Below are 24,877 nucleotides of genomic sequence, written 5' to 3' on the forward strand. Positions count from 1 at the left end.
TTAAGATTGCTTGTCATAATCTATTGAGAAATGCTATAAGTATTAAATCTTGCCTCTGGCCTTTCCCTAAGGGATTGCAGCAGACAATGTTGGCAGTGGCTGAAGATTGGTGAATCCAGGGTGATTTAGATAAGTCTAATTTTTTAATAACTATTGTAGAGCGGTTGATGGCAATGGCTGACAATACATCTGATACCCAATTTGACTTTCTATTACAAGTACTACAAGCAACTGCAGACAGTAATGGTGACGCGCAGGTAGTTTACCCATTACTGGCAGCAAATACAGACAAACTTAATCAGAAGTTAGCAGAATTATTGCGGGATTGGGCAACAAATAGGCTGGCGAAAGCGGAAGCAAATGAAGCAAAGTCCCTAGCAGCAGTTATTGGCACTTTCAGCGATCAAATTCAGCAATTCCCCTTGGGTGATAAAGCCAGCAATATGGAAATTGCCATTACTGGCTATGAAGTCGCACTAACTGTTTTCACCCGTGAAGCATTTCCCGAAAATTGGGCAAGGATACAAACTACTATCGGTATTGCTTACTATTACAGAATCAAAGGTGATAAAGCACAGAATATAGAAGAGGCTATCGCTTGTTACAAACAGGCTCTTAGAGTTTATACCTTGGAGGCATTTCCTGTTAATTGGGCATTGACACAAAATAATCTCGGTACTGCTTACCGTCACCGAATCAAAGGGCAGAAAGCACAGAATATAGAAGAAGCTATCACTTGTTACCAACAGGCTCTTAGAGTTTATACATTTGAGGCATTTCCCGAATATTGGGCATCGACACAAACTAATCTCGGTATTGCTTACCTTGACCGAATCAAAGGGGAGAAAGCACAGAATAGAGAAGAGGCCATCGCTTGTTCTAAAAAGGCTCTTAGAGTTTATACATTTGAGGCATCTCCTGTTGATTGGGCAAGGATACAAACTACTATCGGTATTGCTTACTCTGACCGAATCAAAGGGGAGAAAGCACAGAATATTGAAAAGGCTATCCCTTGTTACCAACAGGCTCTTACAGTTTATACATTTGAGGCATTTCCTGTTGATTGGGCATTGACACAAAATAATCTCGGTAATGTTTACTCTGACCGAATCAAAGGGGAGAAAGCACAGAATATAGAAGAGGCCATCGCTTGTTTCCAACAGGCTCTTAGAGTTTATACCTTTGAGGCATTTCCTGTTGATTGGGCAAGGACACAAAATAATCTCGGTATTGCTTACGGTGACCGAATCAAAGGAAAGAAAGCACAGAATATAGAAGAGGCCATTGATTGTTTCCAACAGGCTCTTATCGTCAGAACCTTTGAGAGATTTCCAGAAAATTGGGCATTGACACAAAATAATCTCGGTATTGCTTACCGTCTCCGAATCGAAGGGGAAAAAGCACAGAATATAGAAGAGGCCATCGCTTGTTCTAAAAAAGCTCTTATAGTTTATACATTTGAGGCATTTCCTGTTGATTGGGCATTGACACAAAATAATCTCGGTATTGCTTACCGTGAGCGAATCAAAGGTGATAAAGCACAGAATAGAGAAGAGGCTATCACTTGTTTCCAACAGGCTCTTAAAGTAAGAACCTTTGAGGCTTTTCCTGTTGATTGGTCAGGGACACAAAATAATATCGGTAGTGCTTACGCTGACCGAATCAAAGGTGATAAAGCACAGAATAGAGAAGAGGCTATCACTTGTTTCCAAAAGGCTCTTAGAGTTAGAACCTTTGAGGCTTTTCCCCAAGACTATCTAGATATTAAACAAAACCTTGGTTTGGCTTACCAAGATGCTCAAAATTTCCCGGCAGCTTACAAGGCTTTTGATGCTGCCATTAAAACCGTAGAATTCCTGCGAGATGAAATTATTTATGGTTCTGGAGTAGAAGAGTACAAGACTAAACTAGCTGAACAGTACCACCAAAGCTATCGAGGCATGGTAGAAACTTGCCTAGCCTTAACTAATATCACCGAAGCCATTGAATATGTTGAACGGAGCAAAACCGGCAATTTAGTTGAAAAGATTCTCAGCCGTGAGCTGAAAACCATCTTTCCCGCAGATGTTGTTACTCAACTAGAACAATACAGGGACGAAATAGCCATAGGTCAATATCAAATCCAGCATAGCAAAGCTGACAATCCAACAGCCCTGGCACAACGTCTTCAAGAATTGCGACAGCAGCGGAATGATTTACAAGACCAATATTTACCTATCGGTTCTACCTTTAAGTTTGATAAATTTCATAATGAAAATCTGAATGACTACACTGCCATTGTGGAGTTTTACATTACGGGGGATAAGCTGCTCACTTTCATCTTTACCAACAAAACCCAGCCGCCTATGGTTTGGCAATCTGAGCCACAAGACTTAGACAAATTGGTAAATTGGATAAATGAATATCTGGGAAGCTACTACACCGAAAAATCTGATTGGCAGAAAGAGCTGAGTAACCGCCTACATTTACTGGCAAAAATTCTGCACATTGATGACATCATTGAGCAGATTCCAGAAACGTGCGATCGCTTAATTTTAATCCCCCATCAGTATTTACATTTGTTCCCCATTCATGCTTTACCGATTAACAGTAAACAGGGAGAAGGTAAATCTAAAATTCTGATGGATCGGTTTCCAGCAGGGGTAAGTTACGCCCCTAGCTGTCAACTACTCCAACTTACTAAAACCAGAAAACGCCCAGAAGAGTTTACCCACCTGTTTGCGGTTCAAAACCCTACTGATGATTTGGATTACACTAACCTAGAAGTGGAAGTGATTAAATCATTTTTCCAAGCTGCTGAAGTCCTAGCCAGCCAAGACGCAAAAGAAGCTACTATCAAAGTGAATCAGAACTTGACAACAGCCCACTATTGCCATTTTTCCTGTCATGGCTATTTCAACCCAGAATCACCTGTAGAATCGGCACTGGTTTTAGCGGAAACGAAAACAAAACAGATAGTCCAAGACAAAACTACAGAAGATGGATTTCTGACTTTAGGGGAAATTTTTGGCCTCAAATTAGAACAATGTCGCCTTGTCACTCTTTCCGCTTGCGAAACAGGATTAATCGATTTCAAGAATAGCAGCGATGAATACATTGGTTTATCCAGTGGTTTTCTAGTTGCGGGTAGTCCAGCAGTAGTTAGTAGCCTGTGGACTGTAAACCAGGTGTCTACAGCGTTGTTGCTGATTAAATTTTATGAGAATCTGCAAAACCAGATGTCTTTAGCAGTTGCCCTTAACAAAGCTCAACTCTGGCTGCGGAATGCCACCAAAGAAGAATTACAGCAGTGGACAAGTGATTTGCCCTTGAGTCTGAGTCACCAAGAACAGTTATATGACGACTTGTTTGATGATGATGAACTAGATCCTATACCTTATGAACAACCCTACCATTGGGCAGCTTTCTGTGCCATTGGTCAATAGTCCTGATTCATTGATTAAATTTGAGTGATTTGCCATGAAATTCGCCTACAAAAACATCAAATCATTTACTTTATTAATACAAAACAATCCAGAAATTTTGAGCATTCAAGACAGACAAAATCTTGAGGAAAATCTTCCAGAAGATATTGAAAATATTTTAAAATTTATTCTAGATTGGTGCCAAAAACGACCAGAAGTTAACCAGGCTTTGCGGCAAGTGCGAAAAACTCTGCCTGACGATAAAAATAAATCAAAAATATTTGGGTTTGATGACCCTAAAGCTGAAGAAGAACAAGAACAATACGAAGCACATCTGCGGATAACCTTGATTAATACCCTCCGTCAGAGTTACGATCCAGAAAAATCGAAATCCAAAACTACCGAAGAAAAACTGAAATTCAAAACTACCGAAGCTGATGAATGATACCTTGTTTCAAATCAACAATATCAGCGTCATCCTATACGCCTTCCATCTGTGCCAGGACTTAACTCAAGAAGTAGGACAGTTACGGCAAGATGCTGAAGGATTATGGCAAAATTGTGCTAAACTCAGTAAACCCCTAGCTATCGAAGAGTTAAAATGTTTACCCCAAAAAATACAATCTTATTCAAATCAAACACTTACAACAAGCCGTTACTCAAAACTACTCGAACAACCTCTAAGAATAAAAGGATCTAACCCAAAAGTAAAAGTCGAACCCCATAAAATTGATGATACTTACGCTCTTGACCTAACGCTGAAATACAATAATGTCAGTAAACTTAGTGAACTCAATCTTAATCCTCAAGGGTGTCTGCTAGCCAGCACTATTCAAGCTTCCTTGGGACAAACCTTAGTGCTCTATGGCGAACCCGTGGGCACTCCTGAGGAAGATAGCAAGTTAGCCAATGCTTGTGTGGATGCTTTTTTCCAGGGAACCGACGAAAAACCCCAATTTAGCGCATCTGGGCAGTTATTTGGTAGCCCCATTTTTGCCTATGACAATGGTAAGGAGAAACCAACGGAGCAATGTCACCTTCTGGTCTGGTTAAACCGTCACCCAGAAACCTTAAACCTGGCACAAAAGACTTACTTTTCATTGTTAAATCTGTTGTGCTGTCGCAGTAAAATCCTGTTTGCTTATGATCAAGCCCGTTGGTGTTATCGCCAAACTAGAGGACTCTATGGGCAACTGGAACAAGAGGTTCAAGGCTTCAAGGAATTGCCAAGGGAGCGAAAAACAAGGCTAGAGCAACTGAAGCAGAAACTGACCGAGATGCCATCCAAGACCTTTGACTATGCTGGTTATCTGCGAGACATGGAAGATCACAAAACTGCGATCGCTACCAATGCCGCCAACTATAACTACTGGCTAAAAAAAATCAGTGAATCTAGTCTCAAAGACGATAATATCGAGTTTTTGGAAGACTTCCTAAACCAAAGAACCGAGCTATTTCAAAATCAGATTCAAGTCAATCTCAATTATCTCAAACCCGGTCAGCAACTATTTGACCAGATGCTTGGTAGTATCCGAGGCATTGTGGAAACTGAACAAGCACAACAAGAGAAACGATTAGAACGTTGGATTGCCTCGGTGGGTATTGGTTTAGCGGTCAGTGGTATTTCTTCCCAAACTGATGCTAAACCTCTAGAAGCGATCTTGATCAAACTAAACCCCAATGTATCTATAGAAAAATGCCCTAAAGCTGAACTCCAGTCTTGCTTGAGTTACACTTTCTGGTTTGTGCTATTTCATGTTTTGCTTGGTGTGGGAGTTGGTGCGATTACTGCTTTAATTTTGGGTCGAAAGTAGGGAGTCGGGAGTCGGGAGTCGGGAGTCAGGAGTCGGGGGCTTTTCTGGTGGGCAAAAACCCTTTGGTTCTTTTGATAATTCTAGAGCCTAAAATTTTGCCCACCCTACTTTATAAAAGTTTATTCTTTTGATAAATAATTTATAACTCAAAGTTAAACTTTGTGATATAATTTTAGCTCTGGAATCAAGTAGACAGCCTTTTCTAGGGTAGTGAGGCAATGCTGCGTGGGTTTTGGATAAATCTTTCTAAGCTGTGGTTGGGATCCCCCTCCCGTCCCCCTTAATAAGGGGGAAGCCAATTAATAAGGGTGAAGCCAATTTTCCCCCCTTAATAAGGGTGAAGCCAATTTTCCCCCCTTAATAAGGGTGAAGCCAATTTTCCCCCCTTGCTAAGGGTGAAGCCAATTTTCCCCCCTTAATAAGGGTGAAGCCTATTTTCCCCCCTTAATAAGGGTGAAGCCTATTTTCCCCCCTTAATAAGGGTGAAGCCAATTTTCCCCCCTTGCTAAGGGTGAAGCCAATTTTCCCCCCTTAATAAGGGTGAAGCCTATTTTCCCCCCTTAATAAGGGTGAAGCCAATTTTCCCCCCTTGCTAAGGGTGAAGCCAATTTTCCCCCCTTGCTAAGGGGGGTTAGGGGGGATCCCTACTCTTACGTTACCAATCCTTGAACCCCCTGGCTTATACCTCACCGGAAAGGCTATAGTTTCACATCAATTATGAGCAACATTTCAGAGCAACCTATAGAAAGAAGCCAACCGGCAAACCAAACTAACAATATTCTGGAATGGATTAAAGTTGTACTTTTAGTATATCTGCTAATTGTAGCAGTTGGCATGATTGGTACGGGTTTTAAATCCGCAACCGGATCACAGGCTAAAGAATTATTTGCCTTTGCCACTAATCCTTTCTTAGGACTAATCGTTGGTACCGTTGCCACAGCATTAATTCAATCATCAAGTACCGTAACTTCAATTATTGTTGGTTTAGTGGCTGGAGGCTTACCGGTAACCACTGCTGTGCCAATGGTGATGGGGGCAAATATTGGTACCAGTATTACCAATACCTTAGTTAGTTTAGGTCATATTGGGGATAAGAAAGAATTTAAGCGAGCCTTTGCTGCCGCTACAATCCATGACTTTTTCAACTTACTGAGTGTAGTCATTTTTCTGCCCGTTGAGATTATCTTTCACCCCCTAGAGAAGATTGCCCATTTCTTAGCTCAAAACTTAGTAGGAGGCGGTTCTCTAAGTGTCAAAGATTTGAACTTTGTCAAAGCTGCCACTAAGCCAGTTGTGAGTGTGTTTAAAACCATAACTCACGTTTTACCAGGGCCCTTTGATGGTATTGCTTTGATTATTTTAGGAATCGCGATGATTTTCTTGACCATTAGTTTTATTGGCAAACTGCTTAAAGTCCTAATGGTCGGTCGTGCCAAAGATATTCTTCATACAGCCATTGGTAAAGGACCAATCGCCGGTATTGCTGCTGGTACCTTAATGACAGTTCTGGTTCAATCTTCCTCCACTACCACCAGCTTGATGGTACCCTTGGCCGGTGCAGGGGTATTTGGCCTAGCGCAAATCTATCCCTTTACCCTTGGTGCGAACATTGGCACCTGTATTACCGCCTTGCTAGCAGCCACCGCTGTTTCTGGCGCAGAAGCCGTTCCTGCCCTAGAAATTGCCATGGTTCACTTGATCTACAACGTGCTTGGGGTGGTTATCATCTATGGCATTCCCTTCCTCTGTCGCTTGCCAATTATCAGTGCAGAAACCCTCGCTGCTGTGGCTAGTGAACGAAAAGCGATCGCATTTGCCTATATCATAGGCGTCTTTTTTGTGATTCCTGGCATCCTCCTTGGTGCTACGGCCATTTTCTAATAGTGGAATAATCAAACATTTATAGGGAGCTTAAATAAATTTTGATAATTTTTGTTCCCTACTCCCTACTCCCTACTCCCTACTCCCTTCCCTATACCATGAATGAAAGATTGGAATATATTGAAAAATTAGAAGGGCAAATTAACGAAGCCCAGACTACTCTCAACCGCTTAAAGGCAGAACGAGAGGAACTCATCCAAAAATTGCAACATGAAGAAATCGAGCGTCTAGAAGAACATTTAGAAAACGCTCAAGTTAAACTCAAAGACATTAACGCAGCAGCTGAAGAAGCATGGCACGAATTAAAAGAAACCATCGAACAGCTGCTGCATACTATCAGTGATAGCTTAAAAAACCTGATGCATAAATAAAGCGATAAAAATTTCCAAGGAAAAAACCATGAAGACAATCTTAGGAGCATTAGTTGCTACTCTTGGTGTAATCACCCTAGCTACTGGATGTTCAAATCAAGTACAAGACTCAGCACAATCTGGCATCCTGGGCGATGGTGAATTTAGCACTGAATCAGTCAATGTTTTATCAGTTTCCACCGGCAAATTCATCAAAATTGATGGCTCTAGCACCGTCTTTCCCATTTCTTATGAAGCAGCTAAGCGTTACCAACGAGATGTTACCGATGCCCCTGCGATCGCAGTCAGCTTTTCTGGTACTGGCGGCGGTTTCAAGAAGTTTTGTGCTGGGGATACGGACATCAATGATGCCTCTCGCCCGATTGAAGCAGATGAGATGGCAACCTGCAAGGCCAATGGAGTAAGTATATTGAACTTCCCGTCGCCTTAGATGCTATTACCCTGGTAGTCAGCCCTAAAAATACTTGGGCTGAGGATATTTCCGTAGCAGAATTGAATAAAATTTGGCAACCACAAGCAAACGTAAAAATCGAAAAGTGGAATCAAATTCGTCAGTCTTGGCCAGACCGTCCTCTTAATCTCTATGGTCCAGGAGAGGATTCCGGAACCTTTGACTATATATTTTTCGACCTCAGAGTTAGAAGAAGTTTTGCTTACTCCCTTGAAAGTTTTAATGGAACAGCCAAAATTTATTAGTGGTTTGACTTGTTTTCATTGGTGGCCTAAAACAACGTTTGCGATAACTGATTAGCCGGATTTGATATTATAACTTTTTGTACCACACTTCTGTAAAATTCTTCCAATTCCTTTGTGCTGGTAACGTGAACGTAAGCATTCAGCCGTCAGCCGTCAGCCGTCAGCCGTCAGCCGTCAGCATTCAGCCGTCAGCTGACGTAACAAAGATTAAACGAAGCTTACTTGTTTTATTTAAAAGCTCAAAGCTCAAAGCTGAGAGCTGAGAGCTGAGAGCTGAGAGCTGATAGCTGATAGCTGAATGCTTACAGGTGAACAAGCTTTTACCCCTTCTATATCCAGAAGTTCTGTCAGCAGTTTAATTTCCTTTTTTGATGCCATAATGACAAATACATCCTCAAATTACATTATAGCGGTTTTTAGTATAACGAGGTACACAGGCTTTTTTACCTCTTGCTAGCATGCCTATTGCTAGCATGCCTATTGCCTCTTTTATGCTCCCTGCTCCCTGCTCCGAAGTCCCTACTCCCTGCTCCCTACTCCCTCAAAACATGTACCTCACCTAATTGAAAACCGCTATATAACAATAGATTATCCTTAGAAGTCAAATCAAGCTACATGTCAGGCTATAATTTGATCCATTTTTTGAGTTTAGTTAAGGTTTCAGCTAACATTTTAGCATAGTAGATACTGAAGACCCATAGTTAAAAAAATTACTATTAGTAAAACCCAATGGACACAATTAAATTAAATGATAATCAATGCTTGAAATGTTGTCAGAATCACAAGGAGTAAAGAGTTGAGCGTAGAGCATCAGGATAATTAATGATTCTATTCCCTACGGTCGGTGAAACCAGCAACCGTAATATAGAAATGCGATAAGTATTCAACCGGACATGATCTAATGACAGACCAGGTTTTAATCCTAGGAGGCAAAGGACGAATCGGGAACAGTGTAGCGCAAGACTTACTTGCCCATACTCAGGCGAAAATTACGATTACCGGACGTCAGGGTAAACTTGATCTAGTATTACCACAACAGTTACAGCCCCCCGTGCAGTTTCTCCCTCTAGACTTAGCTGATCAGGAGGGGTTAAGAAATGCGATCGCATCTCACAACCTAGTGATCCATTGTGCTGGTCCGTTTCTCTACCGAGACGCTACTGTCCTAAACACTTGCATCGAACAAGGGGTTAACTATCTCGATGTCAGTGACAACCGTGCTTTCACCCGCAAAGCGTTAGCTTTCCGTGAACAGGCTGCTGCTGCTGGTGTCACCGCTATTGTGAATTCTGGCATTTTTCCTGGTATCTCCAATAGTATGGTGCGTCACGATGTAGAACAGTTAGATGTTGCAGAACGGATTCACCTCAGCTATGTAGTTGCCGGTTCTGGTGGTGCTGGAGTGACGGTGATGCGTACTACTTTCCTGGGATTGCAAGAACCGTTTGAAGCTTGGATTGATAATCAGTGGCAAACCGTGAAACCTTATAGCCTACGCGAAACCATCCAATTCCCTGCTCCCTATGGTAAAGCTGGTGTCTACTGGTTTGATATGCCAGAAGCCTTGACCTTAGTGGACTCATTCCCCGTTAACACGGTAATCACTAAATTTGGCTCAGTTCCCGATTTTTATAATCATCTGACCTGGATAGCTGCCCATATCTTTCCCTCATCTTGGCTGAAAAATCCCGCTGGAATCGAGTTTTTGTCCCATGTCAGCCACATCATGACCGATGTAAGCGATCGCGTTAGTGGCGTTGGTGTTGCCATTCGCTCAGAGGTTACTGGTTACAAAGATGGTAAATCAGCCCGTGCTGGCTCAACCTTAGTCCATGAGAATACTGCTGTCGCTGCTGGGGTGGGTACTGGTAGTATTGCGGAACTGATGCTTACTGGTCAACTCAATAAACCGGGAGTTTGGCCGGTGGAACAAGCCCTATCTACGCCATTATTTGAGCAAACTATACAAAGTCGAGGACTCAAGATTAATACTGTTGAAGGTTAGGTATTAATACCAAATCCCCTTTGATAATCCTCCTTTAACTGAGCTCTTGCACCAGTACAAAAAACTTAATAACGGCAGTGATAACAATCAATTTAAGTACTGAAATCACCAAATCTTATCACTGTTCCCTGTTCCCCTCCCCCCTTACTAAGGCTAGGGGGGATTCCTGTTCCCTACCTTTACAGGTAAATCTTAAACTTGGTTCAAGATCTGAGTTTAACTCAAATTACAGGACTTACCCCACCAAATTTCCCTTTCTCATCTGCTAAGACTGAAATCTACTCAATATTAACTAGTCTTAGTGGAGTAAATCCCATGAAAAGTGTCCGTGTCGTAGTAACCGGAACTGTAGGAGCTGGCAAATCTACTTTTGTGAGGACAGCAAGTAATGTTGAAGCTGTGGAAATAGAAAGTAAAGCCACCGACGAAATACTTCTGCTAAAGAAAAAAACTACCGTTGCATTTGACTTTGGTAGCCTTACCTTTGGTAACAATCTAAATGTTCATATCTACGGTACTCCTGGTCAATCTCGCTTTGACTTCATGTGGGATATTTTGATTCGTGAAGCTCACGCCTATATTGTACTGGTGCCAGTTCATCGACCCAGTAGTTTAAACAACTCTCGTGAGCTTCTGCTGTTTATGAAAGAGCGAGTAAATGTTCCCATGATTATTGGTTTAACCCATATGGATTGTCCAGGGGCAATGACCTCAGAGGAAATTATCAGAACTCTCGGTTATAGCAACCCTCACAATCAACCCCCAAGTGTGATAGTTAATCCCAATCAGCGAACCTCAGTGCTTGAGGCTTTGGTGCTTCTGATGGATCTCCTAGATTCCTAGACAAGCCAGTAGCTAGTGCCGTTCAGCTCAAATAACTGACCAGCCCCTGTCAGGTCGAAACCCATAAAACAAAGGACGTTTGTCAGGGCGAAGCATTCGCACATAAATTCTTGGTTTGCTCCCAAATTTGCTAGCCGAATACTTCGCCCCAAGGATTATCGTTTCTAAGAATTGCCATGTTCTGTAATTTGTGTTTATAAAACTACACAAATCATTAATTAGCGTCACTAAAAAAAGTGATCCGGATTGAACGGATCACTTGCTGAAAAGCTTAGTAGGTAAACGTTATAGAGTTTACCTATAAATGTATTATCTAAACATCCAGGAGTTTAGGTTATAGGTACATTCAACGATAGATGAAGTCAATAGTTTAAAATTCTGGTAAACCCAAACTATAAACTTCACTAAAACTATACAAAAAAATACTTGTAACTCTTTTATTTAATAAAATAAGCTAAAATATAACTAATTTACATGATTATCTTTTCGGTTAAAATTATCTATTCAGATAATAATTAATCAAAACATTGCTATACTGTTGAAATACTATAAAATTCAATCGGGGTGCTTTGCTAAATAGTCAAGTAATAACTTAGAGTTAGATTCAGCTATATCGGAGTAATTATGAGCTTAGATCCCCAGGAATTTATGACCAAGATGGAAAAGCGTGTCAATTTGACCAATGAAGACAAAGTGCTTCTGAAATCACAGGCAGATTGGGGAAAAGAAATTGCTTCTGAAATGGCAGACCATTTCTATACTTACTTAGGTAATGATGAAGAAATGGATGCCATTATGAAAGAGAAGGAAGGTCGTATGGAGCGCCTACGGGTAACCTTTGTGCAATGGTTTTACGAAATGTTCACTGGTATGGATGACTGGGGAAAAGCCTATGCTGAACGTCGTTGGCGTATAGGTTTGGTACATGTGAAAATTGGTATCGGTCCTCAACATGTCGTCCCAGCCATGGCAATTGTGGTGCAGGCATTTACTAACCGGATAAAAACTGATAGTAAAGATGAAGCCTTGCGGGATGCCCTCAGTCGGATCTGCATGATTGATTTAGCCTTCATTGAGCAAGCCTATGTAGAAGTGAGTTCGGCAGCGGTTCTCAAAGAAACTGGCTGGACAGAGGCTCTATTTAGACGTCTGATTAGTACTGGCGCTGGCTCTATGTAACTAGAGCAATCCTAAATCATTTGTGAACAATACCTGTCAATAAAATAGTTCAGACTCGGAAAGTTACGAGTCCTGAGTAAGACCTGTGACTGTTCACTTTTCCGATAGGATTGCTAGATTAAGTGTCGATTTTGTTGGAAACTAAATCAATAGTCTATAAGTTTTGGCAAATTGGCACTACTCCTACTTAAATATCAGCTATCAGTTTCGAGGAAAACAAACTAACCGAATTACACATTCTGCAATTGGAGTAAGGGAACAATGGCGATCAATTCTCAAAAATTGGGGTATATCCTGCATAATTTTGTTACATCCACTGCTGATATTCAAGGAGCAGCTGTAGTCACGACCGATGGTTTACCGTTAGCATCCAGTCTGCCTGGGGAAATGGATGAAGAACGGGTTTCAGCGATGTCTGCGGCTATGCTCTCCTTGGGTGAGCGAATTGGCTCAGAACTGGCTAGAGGAGAAATCGACCGGATCTATGTTGAGGGTAAAGAGGGATTTAGCGTTTTGACCAGTTGTGGTGAAGAAGCGGTATTTCTGGTTCTAGCTAGTAAAGCAGCTAAGCAGGGAGTATTGATGTTAGAAATTAAACGAACTCTGGCTGAATTAAAACCAATGTTGCTCTAGTAATTTTGTGGGTATTACTCTACTAATACCTTTTAGAGAAAATGGATACAATATAGGTTTATTGGTTATTATTAAGGGGTGATAGATAATGGGTAATGGGGAATTTAAAGACTAGCATTAATTCCCCATTACCCATTACCAAATGGTAAAATTTTTTAAAAATTGTTGTTCGCGTAGCGTGGCCTACGGCCAAGGCATTCTCGATTATTGGTATAACGTCAGTTATTGGTATAACGTCAGTGGGTGTGTGAAATTCAATGTAAGCTATTTTTTGTTTAAGGTTGACCACTAACAGTCAACCATCAACCGTCAACCGTCAATCGTCAACAAATTACCTTGATTCACCCCAACCTACTGGCACAGTTGATAACCTGTAGTATTTGCTAGGAAAGCATAACCCAATGGACAGTATACGGATTGTAGTAACGGGAACAATAGGGGCTGGCAAATCTACTTTTGTCAGAACATTCAGCGAAGGTGCGGTTATTGAAACAGAACGAACGGCTACGGATGCCACATCATTGTTTAAGAAAAAAACGACCGTTGCCTTAGACTTTGGTTTGCGTCCCTTAAATCGAAACTTGGATTTGCACCTGTATGGAACTCCTGGTCAAGCTCGCTTTGATTTTATGTGGGACATTTTGATTCGCCGAGCTCACGCCTATATTTTATTGATGGCAGCTAATCGAAGCAGTGATTTTGCTAGTGCTCGTCAGATTTTATCGTTTATGCAGGAGCGGGTCACTATTCCAATGATTATTGGTCTGACTCATACTGATGTTCCAGGGGCATGGACTCCAGAGGAAATTATGATGCGCATGGCATACATTGGCGATCCTAATCAACCCCCAGTTGTAGCTGTTAATCCCAATAATAAGACCTCAGTATTTGAAACTGTAATGATTTTGATGGCTCAGATGCTTTGCCAAGGGAGTGTTATTGAAGGTGCTAGAAGAGAAAAGGTAAGTCAGGCAGCTCCGCTACCTGTTAAGAACCAATATCATTGGCCGAAGCCCCAGTTTTTATCAGGGGGTTAGTCAGCATTCAGCATTCAGCATTCAGCTATCAGCTGAATACTTAAGCTGTTGCGCACTGAGGGGGTGACATGAGACCTAAAAAGCTTACTATATAAGGCTTTGATGCCAATGATATCAGGGAAGATACAGTTGGAAATTAACCCTCGATTCATTGTCTTGATGCAAAGCGCGAGTGGGGGAAACCCCCTGTTCCCTTGCTGCATCGCTTTCTGGAAGCTCAAACCCTTATAACTATGTCCAATATCAGCCCAAAAAAGCATGTATCTTTTAGGTGCGACCCGTGGCGAATTTAATAATTAGATGCGGAAAGCGCACCTTTTGTAACTTATGGACTGAAATGACTACCCAGTAACGATTTCAGCTTGCATGTTACCCCCCCAGGCCGAGCAGGGCTGTTTCATTCTCGACCCTAAAATTCCTGGGTGAGGGGCTCAAAGCGTCTTATGGTAAGCAAATCACCGTTTTTTTATACTCTTGGGTTTAATAATAGAAAAATAGGAGCGAAACCGCTCCCACTGGGGAGCTTCAGCGAACCGAAAAATTGAAAATGAAACAGCCCTGCCCAGGCCGAGGAGTTTGAAACACCAGAAACTAAATGGCAATCTCTCTACGGACTGGCGCTAACGTAGCAGCATCAAGGTCAACTACCAACATGTCAACAGGCTTTGGAAAATGCTATCAATACTATTGAGCAACTACGCTTTCAATACCTTCCCGAAACTTTTAAAATCTCACTATTTGCGAAGAAGGGCAAACTCTATGAAGCAATGGTTATTTGTTGTATTTCTTCCACTCTTGAGAAAGCCTTTAACTACATCCCACATTCCGCAGGTAGGTCCTTATGACCATCGACCTCACCTCAAACAATTCATGGTGGATTTGATGTGCAGTGGGGATTGCTGATCTACCATTATACCTACGAGATTCTGATGGCAATGAACCAGACCAAGCCATTTTTGCCCAACTGATCAGACAGTTCCCGGAGCAATGGCAGTGTGAAGCTTTGTTTGTTGCCGATGCTGCGGTTTACAGTGAGGAGAACCTTCAATCGTTGAGAGATCTCCAATGGCTCAGCCGAGTCCCGGCAACTATCAAAGCAGCTCAACAGTTAATGGAGCAGTTGTCTGAATAGGCTTTCAATCAGGCTCAATTAACAGGATATCCTATAGCTTGTGTTTGTACTACCTATGGTGAGATCAAACAGCTATGGCTGGTGGTCGAAAGTGAAGCCAGAAAAGAAGCTGACCTCAAACACCTTGAACAAAAAATTCAACAGCATCATCAATATTATCTACTGGTCTGACAAACCTGCGGAATGTAGGCTAAAAAGAGGAAGTTCAACAGTTGCGCACCGGTAACTAATCTAAACTCCAGCAAGTAAATTACCCTGTTCCAAACCAGTTCTTTGTTGGCGTCGCTGCCAAAAAGGAGAAGCAGGCCATCGTCGTTCCATTTTGTAGAAGTAATTGCGCTGAGTTAAATAATTATTAAATCGAGAGGTAATGAGAGATTCGTACTCTTCCAGACCCCTACTATCTCCATGCAAATAGGAAGTAATGGCCTTCGCCGCCTTCAAACCGTCCCACAGAGCCTTATAAATACCCTGGGAGGAAATCGGATCGAAAGCCGAAGCCGCATCTCCGACAGCTAGCCAGCCATTTCCAGTAGTTTGGTCTAACCGGAATGAAGGCGCAGTGCAAACCATTGGCTCTTGTGCTTTTGCCTGGGATGCCGAAGAGACTGAAAGGTTGTCGATCGCACAACAATCAACCAATTCTTTTGATATGTGTTTGGTTTCTTTCAGGTAGGTCAACCAGTTCTCCATCCGGTGCAATCGAGCTTCTTTGATAATTGACGGTTCGCTAGCTACCACCGTTGCTAACCTATTGTTGGGGAGCTTGGCTACATACCACCAGCCATATTCTACCGCCTCTAACAGAGTTAGTTTGGAAAAATCTGAGGAAGGGGGAAGCTCAAAAAAAGCGATCGCACAAATCAGTTTGTCGAGAAAAAGCTTTCTCGCTCCCAAACCTCGTACCAGACTGGCTCGTGTTCCGGTGGCATCTACAAGAAAACTCGCAGTGATCACTCGTGTTTGTTTGTCCTCTCCCACAAGTTGCAACTGGAAGCCTTGGGAAGGGATGCGATCGCAATTCCGAACTCTCGTCCCGCAATGCAGTTCCACCCCCCTTTCCACCGCTTTCTGCGCCAGAAAAGCATTGAAGCGCCTCCGGTCTAAATGCCAGCCGTTACCATAGGGATTACGCAAAAAATCATTGTAGCCCAGCGTGTCACTTCCCCAGGAAGAGCAACTACCAAAACAAGTCTCGTGCTTTTCCTTGAGAAAATCCTCCAATATTCCCAGTTTACCTAAAAGGAGACGGGTATCTGGTGGAATGCTCTCGCCGATGCGGATAGTTTCATAACGACCAGACTCTACTACCAGGATTTTAGGAATTCCTTGCTGTTTGAGAGCCAAAGCCGTGGCGCAACCCGCAGGTCCTCCACCGACAATAGCAACATCATATTCCATAGAATGTTTCATTTTCACGAGTTGGAACTTTTCGGTAGCCGATTCTACGGGAAAGTTTTTTAGGGCGATGAATCCGATTTGATCTGAGGGGTTTCTGTCGCCAACAGCGTCGAGGGCTCGACGTTATTTTGGAGATTAGTAGGGTCTTATAACTTTCCCCATTGATGACGACAGAACCGGGAGCATCCCATTTTGGCAAACAAAGTAGTGGGAGCATCTTGCTCGCTTTCCTTAATTACAGGGAGCAAGATGCTCCCACAGAAACTGCTACAAGCTTTTATCTGTTACCAAATCTAACCCGCCGAAATGCCTCCAATTGCTCGACACTAGCCCAGCCAGCACGTCGGATATTTAGGGGCAGGGCTAACCGAGCCCGTTCCGAAGCTGCCAATCGAGTTCGCAATTTCTCACACTGTTCCTCAGTGAGAGACTCTACAAAGATTTTTGATGGGATATTAGGATCACTATCCAAGCCGTCGCGGAGTTCGATAATCCCCAGTTCGGCAAAATGCTCAACCATATATTCCATCGCCTCCACCGTGTCTGATGGCAACCCACGCAGCCAGGGCTCTCGGGTGTAAAAAGCTTTGAGCTTTTCGTCTTCCTCTGGGTTTGTGAGGACAATTTGATAATTTTCTTCTGTGAGAACCTGGTTGGGGACATTAGCTGGCCAGAATGTAGGCAGGTAAGGGTCGTATTCTAGCTCGTAGCCCGAGCGACAGAAACCTGTATCCGCTTGCCAAGGAATACCCATCCATCGAGTTAAGTCTCCCGGTCCTTGAGCGTAGAGTGGTCCTCCAGGTCCCAGAACAATATCCTGAGTCAGTACCGTACCGTAATCTTGTTTGGTAGGATTTGCAGCATGACGAATTCGGAACGGTGCTGAGTAAATGGTACTGTGACGCATAGGCCATGTCAGCTCGCAGCCCGGATGAAAAGCATCTGCTAAGCAGAAATGGAGAGCCGCTTTGTCCAACATTGCTGGCTGTTCTTGGAGTTCAACATTATCTAGGCAGCTCGGTGGTGTATAGCTATTCAAGTCATTATCAAACTTGCCCTCAACCCACAACCTCATCAACTCCATCCGCACTTTTGATAAAGCCAGATTGTTCAGGGGTGAGCTGTCAGGAGCACTACCAAAGGCATCACCGTAAATCCATGGCCAGGAACTGCGAGTAGTACTCGTAGTCTCACTTGGACGAAACATGTTAAATACAATCTGCCGTAGCTCGTGATATATATCGTCTTCTTCTGATACCGGCTTCCGAGCCAATTTCTGAATCAATTCAGGATCGCTAAAATCCATAGGACACCCTTTACCAAACAAGGTAGCAAACCCTTTATTGACCCACTGTAAATTTGACAGGCGGGACAACACGGGCAAGATATCCTTGGCAAAAGATGCCTTTGTCGGCTTGGGCATCCAACCACTTTCTACATAGGTATCGACAAGTAAATCGTAGAGGGTACGCCAGCTAACTATACCAGGGGCGTAGTTCGGCGGAGCAACAGCCACCCAACTGGACTCAACTCGGATATTTTGCCCAGCAATTTTTACCGTGGCTGTAACAGGCCCATCTGAAATATCATCGTACCATCCACTAGGATTGAGAAAGCCAGCAGGATCATTCGGATTGTAGATAGGTGCCTCTGTTGGCGAACCGGAATTACCAAAACCCCCTAAGACCAACAAACGTCCAGCATCATCCGTTCGTAACTCACCTAAGGGCACTGTCTTACTCATAAATGTGCCACTGTCAAACTTGTAATCATCTCCTGATATATCATTGCCCTGAATCGTGCGAGAGCCCGGATCAATCACGAATTGTTCTCGATCTGTTCCTCTTATGTCTGGGTTGCGATACTCGGAAGGTACATTGTTCCACTCGGGAATATCGAGGGCAACGACAAATTTATACCATTGGGCTTTGCGATTCGCCAGATGTACAGTCCACTGGATCTCATCTGTATTGCTACTGTTGAGTTCTTTAACAACTTCACCCGCAGCATTGTAACCATAAATTCGGAATCGAGCAGCTTGACGTTTAATAGCTCCGCTGTCATCACGGTTATTTACACCGTTTAGATCGGGATCGGTAACTTCCGGTCCAATATAATAGCCTTCTTCACCTTCAGCAGTACTGTTTCCCACACGGGCAATTCCAATTCCTGGATGAATGGCAGCGCCAACGATTGTTTGATCTGTTACCATACTTAGTTACTCCTTTAGTTTTAGTATTGTTTGTTTCACTGATTATGTTGACACCCTTGTTACGCTGGCGGCCAAACGGTGTCAGGGCGCACTACTTGTGGTTCTCCAATCGGTTCGCCATTGACGTTGCGTCGAAGCTCTGCTGAAGCTTGGTAGACAACCTTCCGAGCCTCTGCAATAGAACCAACAGGTTCATGTGCTTCCAGGGTGCGCCACGGGTGAAACGACAGGGTTTCACCATATTCTGCTTGTCCTCGGGCGGTGATATCTTGCTGGGGAAGAATCAGTGTAGCAACATGAATGGGTTCCGATTCCTCTTCCTTCCAGCGAACGGTTGCCTGATCAATGGGCATCGTTGTGGGATTAGTACGCAACTGAACGTAAAATTTTAGCTTTGCTTCACCATTATTAAGTCGCTGCACTAGGTCAGTATGCAAATAATTGGGGTCTTCGTAATCTGGATCGGGCCCTGGTGGAATAATCTCTGGTACTAATTTGTACTTGCAATAGGTGTGATTGCCGCTACCCTCTTCTCCAAAATGAAAAGGCATCGCGCTCCACAGATTAGTTTCGAGGACAGAAGGCACTTCCTTGGCCATTTCTTCAAGAATTGCTGCTGTTTCGGGGTGCTTTTCCAACCATTTATCGTAAGCACAATTACTGGTAAAAGAGGCTTTTGTAAACTCACACATATCTTTAGCATTATCTACAAAAAAGACATCTATGTTTTGCAAAAGCAAGTCCATGGTAGGAGCATATTCGTCAGGATGGAGGATTTTTTCTCCCGGAACGTCAAAGATTTTAATCCCGATCCCTACTGTACTGTCCAGGTCAGGTGTGCCATCAGGTATATCGCTGGCATAACGAACCCAAACTGGATAGCATTTTCCGGGTTCGCTAAATAGACCAACCTGCAAGTGTGCGGCTAGCTCGGAAACAACCTCTAAGCGTCCGTGGGCAACACCATGCAAGCGCAGAAAAACGGGGCGACGGGCGGGACATTGGCCTGTCTCAATCCGTCCCATCTGCACCATGTCAACAAACATCACTTTGAGGCAGGTAATTGGATCGGAATAGCAATCGCAATCGCACATCGGTGCAGTTTTGACACTGTCATAACTAGGGGGTTTACGCATAATGAAACCTCGTTTTGTAACATTACAAGATTAGAATCGAGATGCTTATCTGTTATGTAACCTAAGTTACGGGTTGCCAATTAAAAAAATATAAATTTAGTAGGTAAAACGCATTTTTTTTATTTTTAACATCTTTTAAATTTGTAAATGTAGTGTTTTATTAATATGCAAATACTATATTTACAAAGTGCATTATTAATAAGCAGACTAAGTCTAGTTTATTAATAAGAACTACGCCAGTTTTATTGACAAGATGTCTTCCCCATAACTATCTTAGGTGATCTCCTACAATGGTCTTTTTGTTTTACAACTCGTAATTGTATTCAATAAAGGAAAGTTTACTTCCTTTAATATAAAGATTAACTCTAATCACAAGTGTTTGTAAACTTATAAACCTCATATAAAACCTCATATGAAACCTCATAAACCTCATATGAAACCTCATAAACCTCATATGAAACCTCATAAACCTCATATCAAACCTCATAAACCTCATATCAAACCTCATATCGGGAGCATGTCACTTTTGCCGAACATTTGTACTAAATCTGGGTAATGGGTAATGGGTAATGGGTAATGGGTAATGGGTAATGGGTAATGGGTAATGGGTAATGGGTAATGGGTAATGGGTAATGGGCATTGGTGACAAGTTAAGCAAAAGAGTAATTTGTCAAGTACTTTCCAGAAATTGCTGTATCCTTTACTAGGTAAATTATTCAGTGCGTACGCTAACCCCAAACTGTGCGTACGCTAACCCCAAACTGTGGCTACGCTAATCCCAAACTGTGCGTACGCTTCGAGCACCAGCATATGCGGCTCGCGAACCCTAGACTAACTGAAGTATCCGTGGTTAAAATTGATAAGACCTACTGATATCTCGATGCCCCATTCCAATAGCTGCTCATGAATCAGCGGTTGCGTGACTCGATTGTGATATTACTCGTGCAAGATATATCCCACCAGTTCTGGCCCATAATGCCCTGTCTTGCGTTACTGTGGTGGTAATTGAGCGCTGATCACCCCACTATCGGGCAACACATATTCGGCTAAATAGAAGCCGATGTTGTTGCGTTCATGGCATTGCTCTTGAACATCATATTCTCGGTATCCATGAAATCTTGCCCCGTCTGGCACTAAATACGGTTCTATTTTCCATTCGGTGTCCACCACGAAGCGAGCTTTCTTACGACCTTTAGCTGAGGCGCGGACGTTTTCGTACTCCTTGCTGTTGCTCCTGCTGCTTGCCTACGCCCACGCTTACTCGCACTTAGTTGGGGCTTTTTATTCAGCTTTTTTTTCCCTCGTAACTCTTCCTCCAATTCACCGATGCGCTTGGTCAACTCTTTATTTTTATTCTCCAGAGCTGCGATCATTTCAGCCTGTTGCCCGACAAGCACACGCAGCTTCTCCACCTCATGAAGGTCGGTGAGTTGGTCATCTTTCACTTGCACGGGGTTTTCAGTCATATCTTTGTTGAACCAGATTTATGCACTCTTGACAAGGGGGGCAAGCTCAATACCCATCTGTTTGAACCCACAGCGGTTATTGAGAAGTTACCTCCCCACCAAGCACATTTGAGTCCGACTTTGAAACAGCCCTGGTTAACCAGGGTGTCATTCAGCCCTGGTTTGCGCTATATAAATTTAGGCTATTTAGAATATCTTTGATTGGTTGTTTGACCAAATCAAATGGCTTCTTAATAAAATAAACGTGAAGTATTGAACCTACTACTTCAGCAATAGTTTTGCCTTGGCAAAATAGATAAGCTTTACCATTTTCTATTTTGCTCTCAAGAGCTTTTACTATTTTTTCTTCGGCTTTAACCTCTTTCGCTAGCTTCAAAATTGCTACAGCATGACTTAGATCATGAGTATCTTGAATTTGCAATATTCTGTTCCAATTACTGGGTAATTTATCTGGAAATGTTATGGCTTTTTCTAAATTACCAGAAATCAGTAAAGGCAGCATAGTTCTCACGCATTTAGGGCAGGTTCCACAGTTGGTTTCACCACCTTCATTATTAGTACATACCCTCAAAGTTTTCATAGCCAAAGGGTCTTTTGCTAAAAAGTTAGCAATTTTTTCAACCCTTTGGGTCTCTGAACCGTCATGAACTATATTAGTTTTTTCCGTTGACCATAGGTGGTCGAGTAATGGGCTAGTTCCCCAAGGGAAAACATCTTTATAAGAATCTGTTGAAGGAATTAAAACAGATTCTAAACCTGCTGAAAGAGAAAGGGAGACTGAAGCCAAGCCAGCCCCATGATAATAAGGTCCCCATTGTAAGTTAAAATGATTGCGGATATTTGTTTCACCGACAATACAATCTATACTGGCTGCATGGGCAACTTCCATAATCCTTGAGATTACCTTTTTTTCTTGACCATGTTTATAAATGCGTAAAGGTCGCTCAATGCCTTTCATGTAAATTAAATGAGAAAGGGGAATTCCAAAGTCGCTAGGGGTCTTCGTATGTTTAATAAAGGTATAAAACGAATCCACTCCCAAGGAGAAAAATGCCCCAACTTTGCTAAGGGATTTTTGATCATAGTTTGTTGGGGATTCTGCGGTTACTAAAACTTTTTTAAGCTGGGATGGATACCACTGATGAAAGATATCTTGTATGGTAGGTAAATTGCGAAAAAGTTTCGCGGACATCAGCGGTTTTATCTCCAGATTTTCACCTTTCTCCATTGCCGGTAAAAGTAAGGCAGGAACAAAAGCATCGGCGCTTTCAGTTACAAAATCAGCGAATCGTTGAGGATATTCAAAATAAATCTCTATTTCTTGGTCAAGGCTATCAACCTGAACGAGACCAACAAGTCTCACTCTGTCATTAGCAATGATTTTTTCAACATGCAGTAGTTTCATAATAGTTGTTAGTGTATTTGAATAAAGTAAAAACTATCTATTGGCAAAAACTTTCTCAAGACATTCTTTCGCAGTTTTCGATTCTTGGCAGATAAACTCTTCTGGTCTTTTGTAATTTTTGAAAACTGTTTCTATCTGCTCTATAGACAAGGGCTCCATAAAATTTACCACTCTTGCTGTCGGTAGCATTTCTGACTTATCAATGTAATGCTTAATTTTTGATTCGGAATTAACAATTCCAATATTGGCAATGCCAAGGATATCGGCTAGTATAATTGAGTGCAGGCGATTACCTATGTGAAAATCCATGTGCCTGAGGATTGCTAGAAACTCTTCCGGATTTTTCCATGAGTTGATTTGGCAATTAGCAGCAGGTAAATATTTTTTCAGTCGTTCGTGGAAGCGATTATCATTTCTTTCATTTCCTACATGTCCTGGTAGCAAATGAATCATACAATTATACTTGTCAATGAGTGGCATTAACTGTTTGGCATAAAACTCAGCTCTGCCTTCACCCCACCAAAATTTTCCAGAGAAGGATATGTTGGCAATATCACTAGCTTGCTGGGCTGGTTTGACAAACTTTTCATACATAGTCAAATCCAAGAAAGCCAAGTCACCTCCTAAGTCAGGTGATTTAGCAAGTTGAAGCTGTTGCAATGCCATTTCATAGGAATGGTTATCTCTAAGGTATAGCAGGTCGGCTTTTTCAAAGATATCAGCTATCTTTTTTTTCTTCTCAGATTTCACGCTTTCTAATCCAACACCCAGGAAGCAGAAACGCTTACCCATTAATTTTGACAAGGCTTGCATCCTTGATAAATTCCTGGGCCTGTCTTGCAGGTTTAAGGTTCCCCCACCCCAGGCTATGCAGTCACTTTTCAAAAGTAATAAAGTTCTTTTGAGTTTTGATAGTTGTGCATTCCTAAAGAACACAACTTTGTCACTAAAACCTTGGTAATAGTTAGTTTGGCAACAGATAAATATTTTTTTGACATCTTTTTTGCTAGCGAAATAATTAGTTAACTGATCCACAAATAAATCGTCGCCAATATTACCATAACCGTAATAACCAATCAGGAAAATATTCACACTCTGTCCTTAAGATTATATCATTTTTTTAGAAATTAATCAACAAGTACATTGCTCTATAAAACAAGTGGCTTCAGCTAATTAATTAGACAATAAGCCAGCATCTTAATCAGCGATTACCATCAAGGGAAACATCCAAGCCAAATGTCGTAAGCATGGATGTAACTAATCAGGAGTTCAATCAACTCGTTGAATTGGCTGAATTTTATTTTAAAAGCAATTATAGATATAACTTCAGCAAAATTTTCACAATTCCAGAAAAATTCACGAAAACATTAACTAAACCAGTAACTAGATTAAGCTTTGATGAAAAACTGAGGGGGTGACATCAGCCCTAAAAAGCTTAGTATATAATGCTTTGATGCCAATGACCTCATGGAAGATACAGTCGGAAATTAACCCTCCATTCCCTGTCTTGATGCAAAGCGCGAGTGGGGGAAACCACGGCAGTTGCTCATGGGGGTTCCCCCCAAGACCGCACTGCCTCATGGTCATCTCAAGCACCATCACCAAGTTCAGGTGACTAGACCTCCCCAAGACCGCGCTGCATCGCTAATTGGTGTACCACCCAGCAAGCTTCATGAATTTAAAACTTGAGCTATTTGTAGATTGCGACTGGACCATTCGCCAGCCGAGTGGTCACGGTAGATTTATTGACTACCCTGACCAGCAAAAAGTTATTGAAGGAGCTGATAAAGCTCTGCAATGTTTCAAAAATAAGGGTTATATCATTCTTGGGGTGACCAATCAGGCTGGAGTTGCAGCCCGACATAAAACCCTGAAGAATTGTATTAAAGAGCAACAGAAAACTCTTAAATTGCTTCCCCAGCTCAAAGGAATTATTTTTTGTCCTGACTATGGGACAACCTGTTATTATTGCGAGCAACACTACTTTTCTGAAGTAACCAGTAAAACATACGCTGGAGAATACCGAAAACCAAAGCCGGGAATGATTTTGCAGTTTAAAACGAGCGGCTCTTCAGCTTTGATGGTTGGCGATCGCGAAGCGTGACCGAAGGTCAATCGCAACGAAGATGCTGAGGCAGCCGTTGCAGCTGGAATTCCGTTTATGTGGACATTGGATTGGCTAGCCAAATATGGAAGCTGACATAGGTCTATTGAGAAACTCACCATAGGGAAAGCGAACGCGCCCCGCGTGGCCTACGGCCA

Annotated in this window: 21 protein-coding genes and 1 pseudogene; 15 read left to right on the forward strand and 7 right to left on the reverse strand. The window is 42.3% G+C overall.

Translation table 11 applies throughout. The features are described 5' to 3' along the window. Window positions 1-167: 167 nt before the first annotated feature. The 13 genes and pseudogenes from F6K51_RS10295 to F6K51_RS10355 form a co-directional block, all read left to right on the forward strand. Entirely contained in the window at window positions 168-3,425 is a 3,258-nt protein-coding gene (locus F6K51_RS10295) for a CHAT domain-containing tetratricopeptide repeat protein (RefSeq protein ID WP_293020070.1), read from the forward strand. Between the two features lie 34 nt (window positions 3,426-3,459). After that, the gene (locus tag F6K51_RS10300) at window positions 3,460-3,849 is read left to right on the forward strand and encodes a hypothetical protein (protein ID WP_293020071.1); all 390 of its coding nucleotides are present in this window, start codon (window positions 3,460-3,462) and stop codon (window positions 3,847-3,849) included. Beyond that, window positions 3,842-5,218 carry a hypothetical protein gene (locus tag F6K51_RS10305; protein WP_293020072.1) on the forward strand — a complete coding sequence of 459 codons (1,377 nt, stop codon included), beginning with the start codon at window positions 3,842-3,844 and terminating at the stop codon, window positions 5,216-5,218. The genes F6K51_RS10300 and F6K51_RS10305 overlap by 8 nt, the downstream gene beginning before the upstream one ends. Before the next feature lie 717 nt (window positions 5,219-5,935). Next, window positions 5,936-7,099 carry a Na/Pi symporter gene (locus tag F6K51_RS10310; RefSeq protein WP_293020073.1) on the forward strand — a complete coding sequence of 388 codons (1,164 nt, stop codon included), beginning with the start codon at window positions 5,936-5,938 and terminating at the stop codon, window positions 7,097-7,099. 41 nt (window positions 7,100-7,140) lie between these two features. Next, window positions 7,141-7,470, forward strand: coding sequence for a hypothetical protein (locus F6K51_RS10315; protein ID WP_293020074.1), 330 nt, complete (start codon window positions 7,141-7,143; stop codon window positions 7,468-7,470). 28 nt (window positions 7,471-7,498) lie between these two features. Next, complete coding sequence (locus tag F6K51_RS10320) at window positions 7,499-7,900, forward strand: substrate-binding domain-containing protein (protein ID WP_293020075.1); 402 nt, start codon at window positions 7,499-7,501, stop codon at window positions 7,898-7,900. 11 nt (window positions 7,901-7,911) lie between these two features. Next, window positions 7,912-8,166, forward strand: a complete 255-nt coding sequence (locus F6K51_RS10325) for a hypothetical protein (RefSeq protein WP_293020141.1) — start codon at window positions 7,912-7,914, stop codon at window positions 8,164-8,166. Window positions 8,167-9,067: 901 nt separating this feature from the next. Next, on the forward strand, window positions 9,068-10,171 hold the full coding sequence (locus tag F6K51_RS10330) for a saccharopine dehydrogenase NADP-binding domain-containing protein (RefSeq protein WP_293020077.1): 1,104 nt from the start codon (window positions 9,068-9,070) through the stop codon (window positions 10,169-10,171). A gap of 198 nt (window positions 10,172-10,369) precedes the next feature. Beyond that, a complete protein-coding gene (locus F6K51_RS10335) occupies window positions 10,370-11,014 on the forward strand; it encodes an ATP/GTP-binding protein (protein WP_365939938.1) in 645 nt (214 codons plus the stop codon). Window positions 11,015-11,638: 624 nt separating this feature from the next. Beyond that, window positions 11,639-12,193 (forward strand): protoglobin domain-containing protein, encoded by a 555-nt coding sequence (locus F6K51_RS10340; protein ID WP_293020079.1) that lies wholly within the window; start codon window positions 11,639-11,641, stop codon window positions 12,191-12,193. A 261-nt stretch (window positions 12,194-12,454) separates the two neighbouring features. Next, the gene (locus tag F6K51_RS10345; protein ID WP_287313137.1) at window positions 12,455-12,826 is read left to right on the forward strand and encodes a roadblock/LC7 domain-containing protein; all 372 of its coding nucleotides are present in this window, start codon (window positions 12,455-12,457) and stop codon (window positions 12,824-12,826) included. Window positions 12,827-13,227: 401 nt separating this feature from the next. After that, window positions 13,228-13,863: an ATP/GTP-binding protein gene (locus F6K51_RS10350; RefSeq protein ID WP_365939939.1), complete on the forward strand. Its 636-nt coding sequence runs from the start codon at window positions 13,228-13,230 to the stop codon at window positions 13,861-13,863. 843 nt (window positions 13,864-14,706) lie between these two features. Continuing rightward, window positions 14,707-15,130 (forward strand): annotated as a pseudogene (locus F6K51_RS10355) (IS1634 family transposase); the annotation flags it as partial. A 96-nt stretch (window positions 15,131-15,226) separates the two neighbouring features. On the opposite strand, the gene F6K51_RS10360 reads toward F6K51_RS10355, so the two are convergent. The 7 genes from F6K51_RS10360 to F6K51_RS10390 all read right to left on the reverse strand — a co-directional run bounded on the left by F6K51_RS10360 (window position 15,227) and on the right by F6K51_RS10390 (window position 23,707). Further along, a complete protein-coding gene (locus F6K51_RS10360; protein WP_293020081.1) occupies window positions 15,227-16,408 on the reverse strand; it encodes an FAD-dependent oxidoreductase in 1,182 nt (393 codons plus the stop codon). A 265-nt stretch (window positions 16,409-16,673) separates the two neighbouring features. After that, entirely contained in the window at window positions 16,674-18,608 is a 1,935-nt protein-coding gene (locus F6K51_RS10365; protein ID WP_293020083.1) for a LodA/GoxA family CTQ-dependent oxidase, read from the reverse strand. A 59-nt stretch (window positions 18,609-18,667) separates the two neighbouring features. Then, entirely contained in the window at window positions 18,668-19,744 is a 1,077-nt protein-coding gene (locus tag F6K51_RS10370) for a hypothetical protein (protein ID WP_293020084.1), read from the reverse strand. A gap of 990 nt (window positions 19,745-20,734) precedes the next feature. After that, window positions 20,735-20,914 carry a hypothetical protein gene (locus tag F6K51_RS10375; protein ID WP_293020086.1) on the reverse strand — a complete coding sequence of 60 codons (180 nt, stop codon included), beginning with the start codon at window positions 20,912-20,914 and terminating at the stop codon, window positions 20,735-20,737. Further along, window positions 20,890-21,210, reverse strand: coding sequence for a hypothetical protein (locus tag F6K51_RS10380; protein ID WP_293020088.1), 321 nt, complete (start codon window positions 21,208-21,210; stop codon window positions 20,890-20,892). Before F6K51_RS10380 ends, F6K51_RS10375 begins: the two co-directional genes overlap by 25 nt. A gap of 151 nt (window positions 21,211-21,361) precedes the next feature. Continuing rightward, window positions 21,362-22,615, reverse strand: a complete 1,254-nt coding sequence (locus F6K51_RS10385) for a hypothetical protein (RefSeq protein WP_293020090.1) — start codon at window positions 22,613-22,615, stop codon at window positions 21,362-21,364. Between the two features lie 33 nt (window positions 22,616-22,648). Next, complete coding sequence (locus F6K51_RS10390; RefSeq protein WP_293020092.1) at window positions 22,649-23,707, reverse strand: polysaccharide pyruvyl transferase family protein; 1,059 nt, start codon at window positions 23,705-23,707, stop codon at window positions 22,649-22,651. A 456-nt stretch (window positions 23,708-24,163) separates the two neighbouring features. Between F6K51_RS10390 and F6K51_RS10395 the strand changes: the two genes are divergently transcribed. Together F6K51_RS10395 and F6K51_RS10400 are read left to right on the forward strand one after the other, a co-directional pair. Further along, the gene (locus tag F6K51_RS10395; RefSeq protein ID WP_293020094.1) at window positions 24,164-24,304 is read left to right on the forward strand and encodes a hypothetical protein; all 141 of its coding nucleotides are present in this window, start codon (window positions 24,164-24,166) and stop codon (window positions 24,302-24,304) included. Then, the gene (locus F6K51_RS10400) at window positions 24,288-24,719 is read left to right on the forward strand and encodes a polynucleotide kinase (RefSeq protein WP_293020096.1); all 432 of its coding nucleotides are present in this window, start codon (window positions 24,288-24,290) and stop codon (window positions 24,717-24,719) included. Before F6K51_RS10395 ends, F6K51_RS10400 begins: the two co-directional genes overlap by 17 nt. Window positions 24,720-24,877: the final 158 nt, after the last annotated feature.

It is taken from the genome of Moorena sp. SIO3I8 (assembly GCF_010692325.1).
In the GTDB taxonomy this organism is placed as follows: Bacteria; Cyanobacteriota; Cyanobacteriia; order Cyanobacteriales; family Coleofasciculaceae; genus Moorena.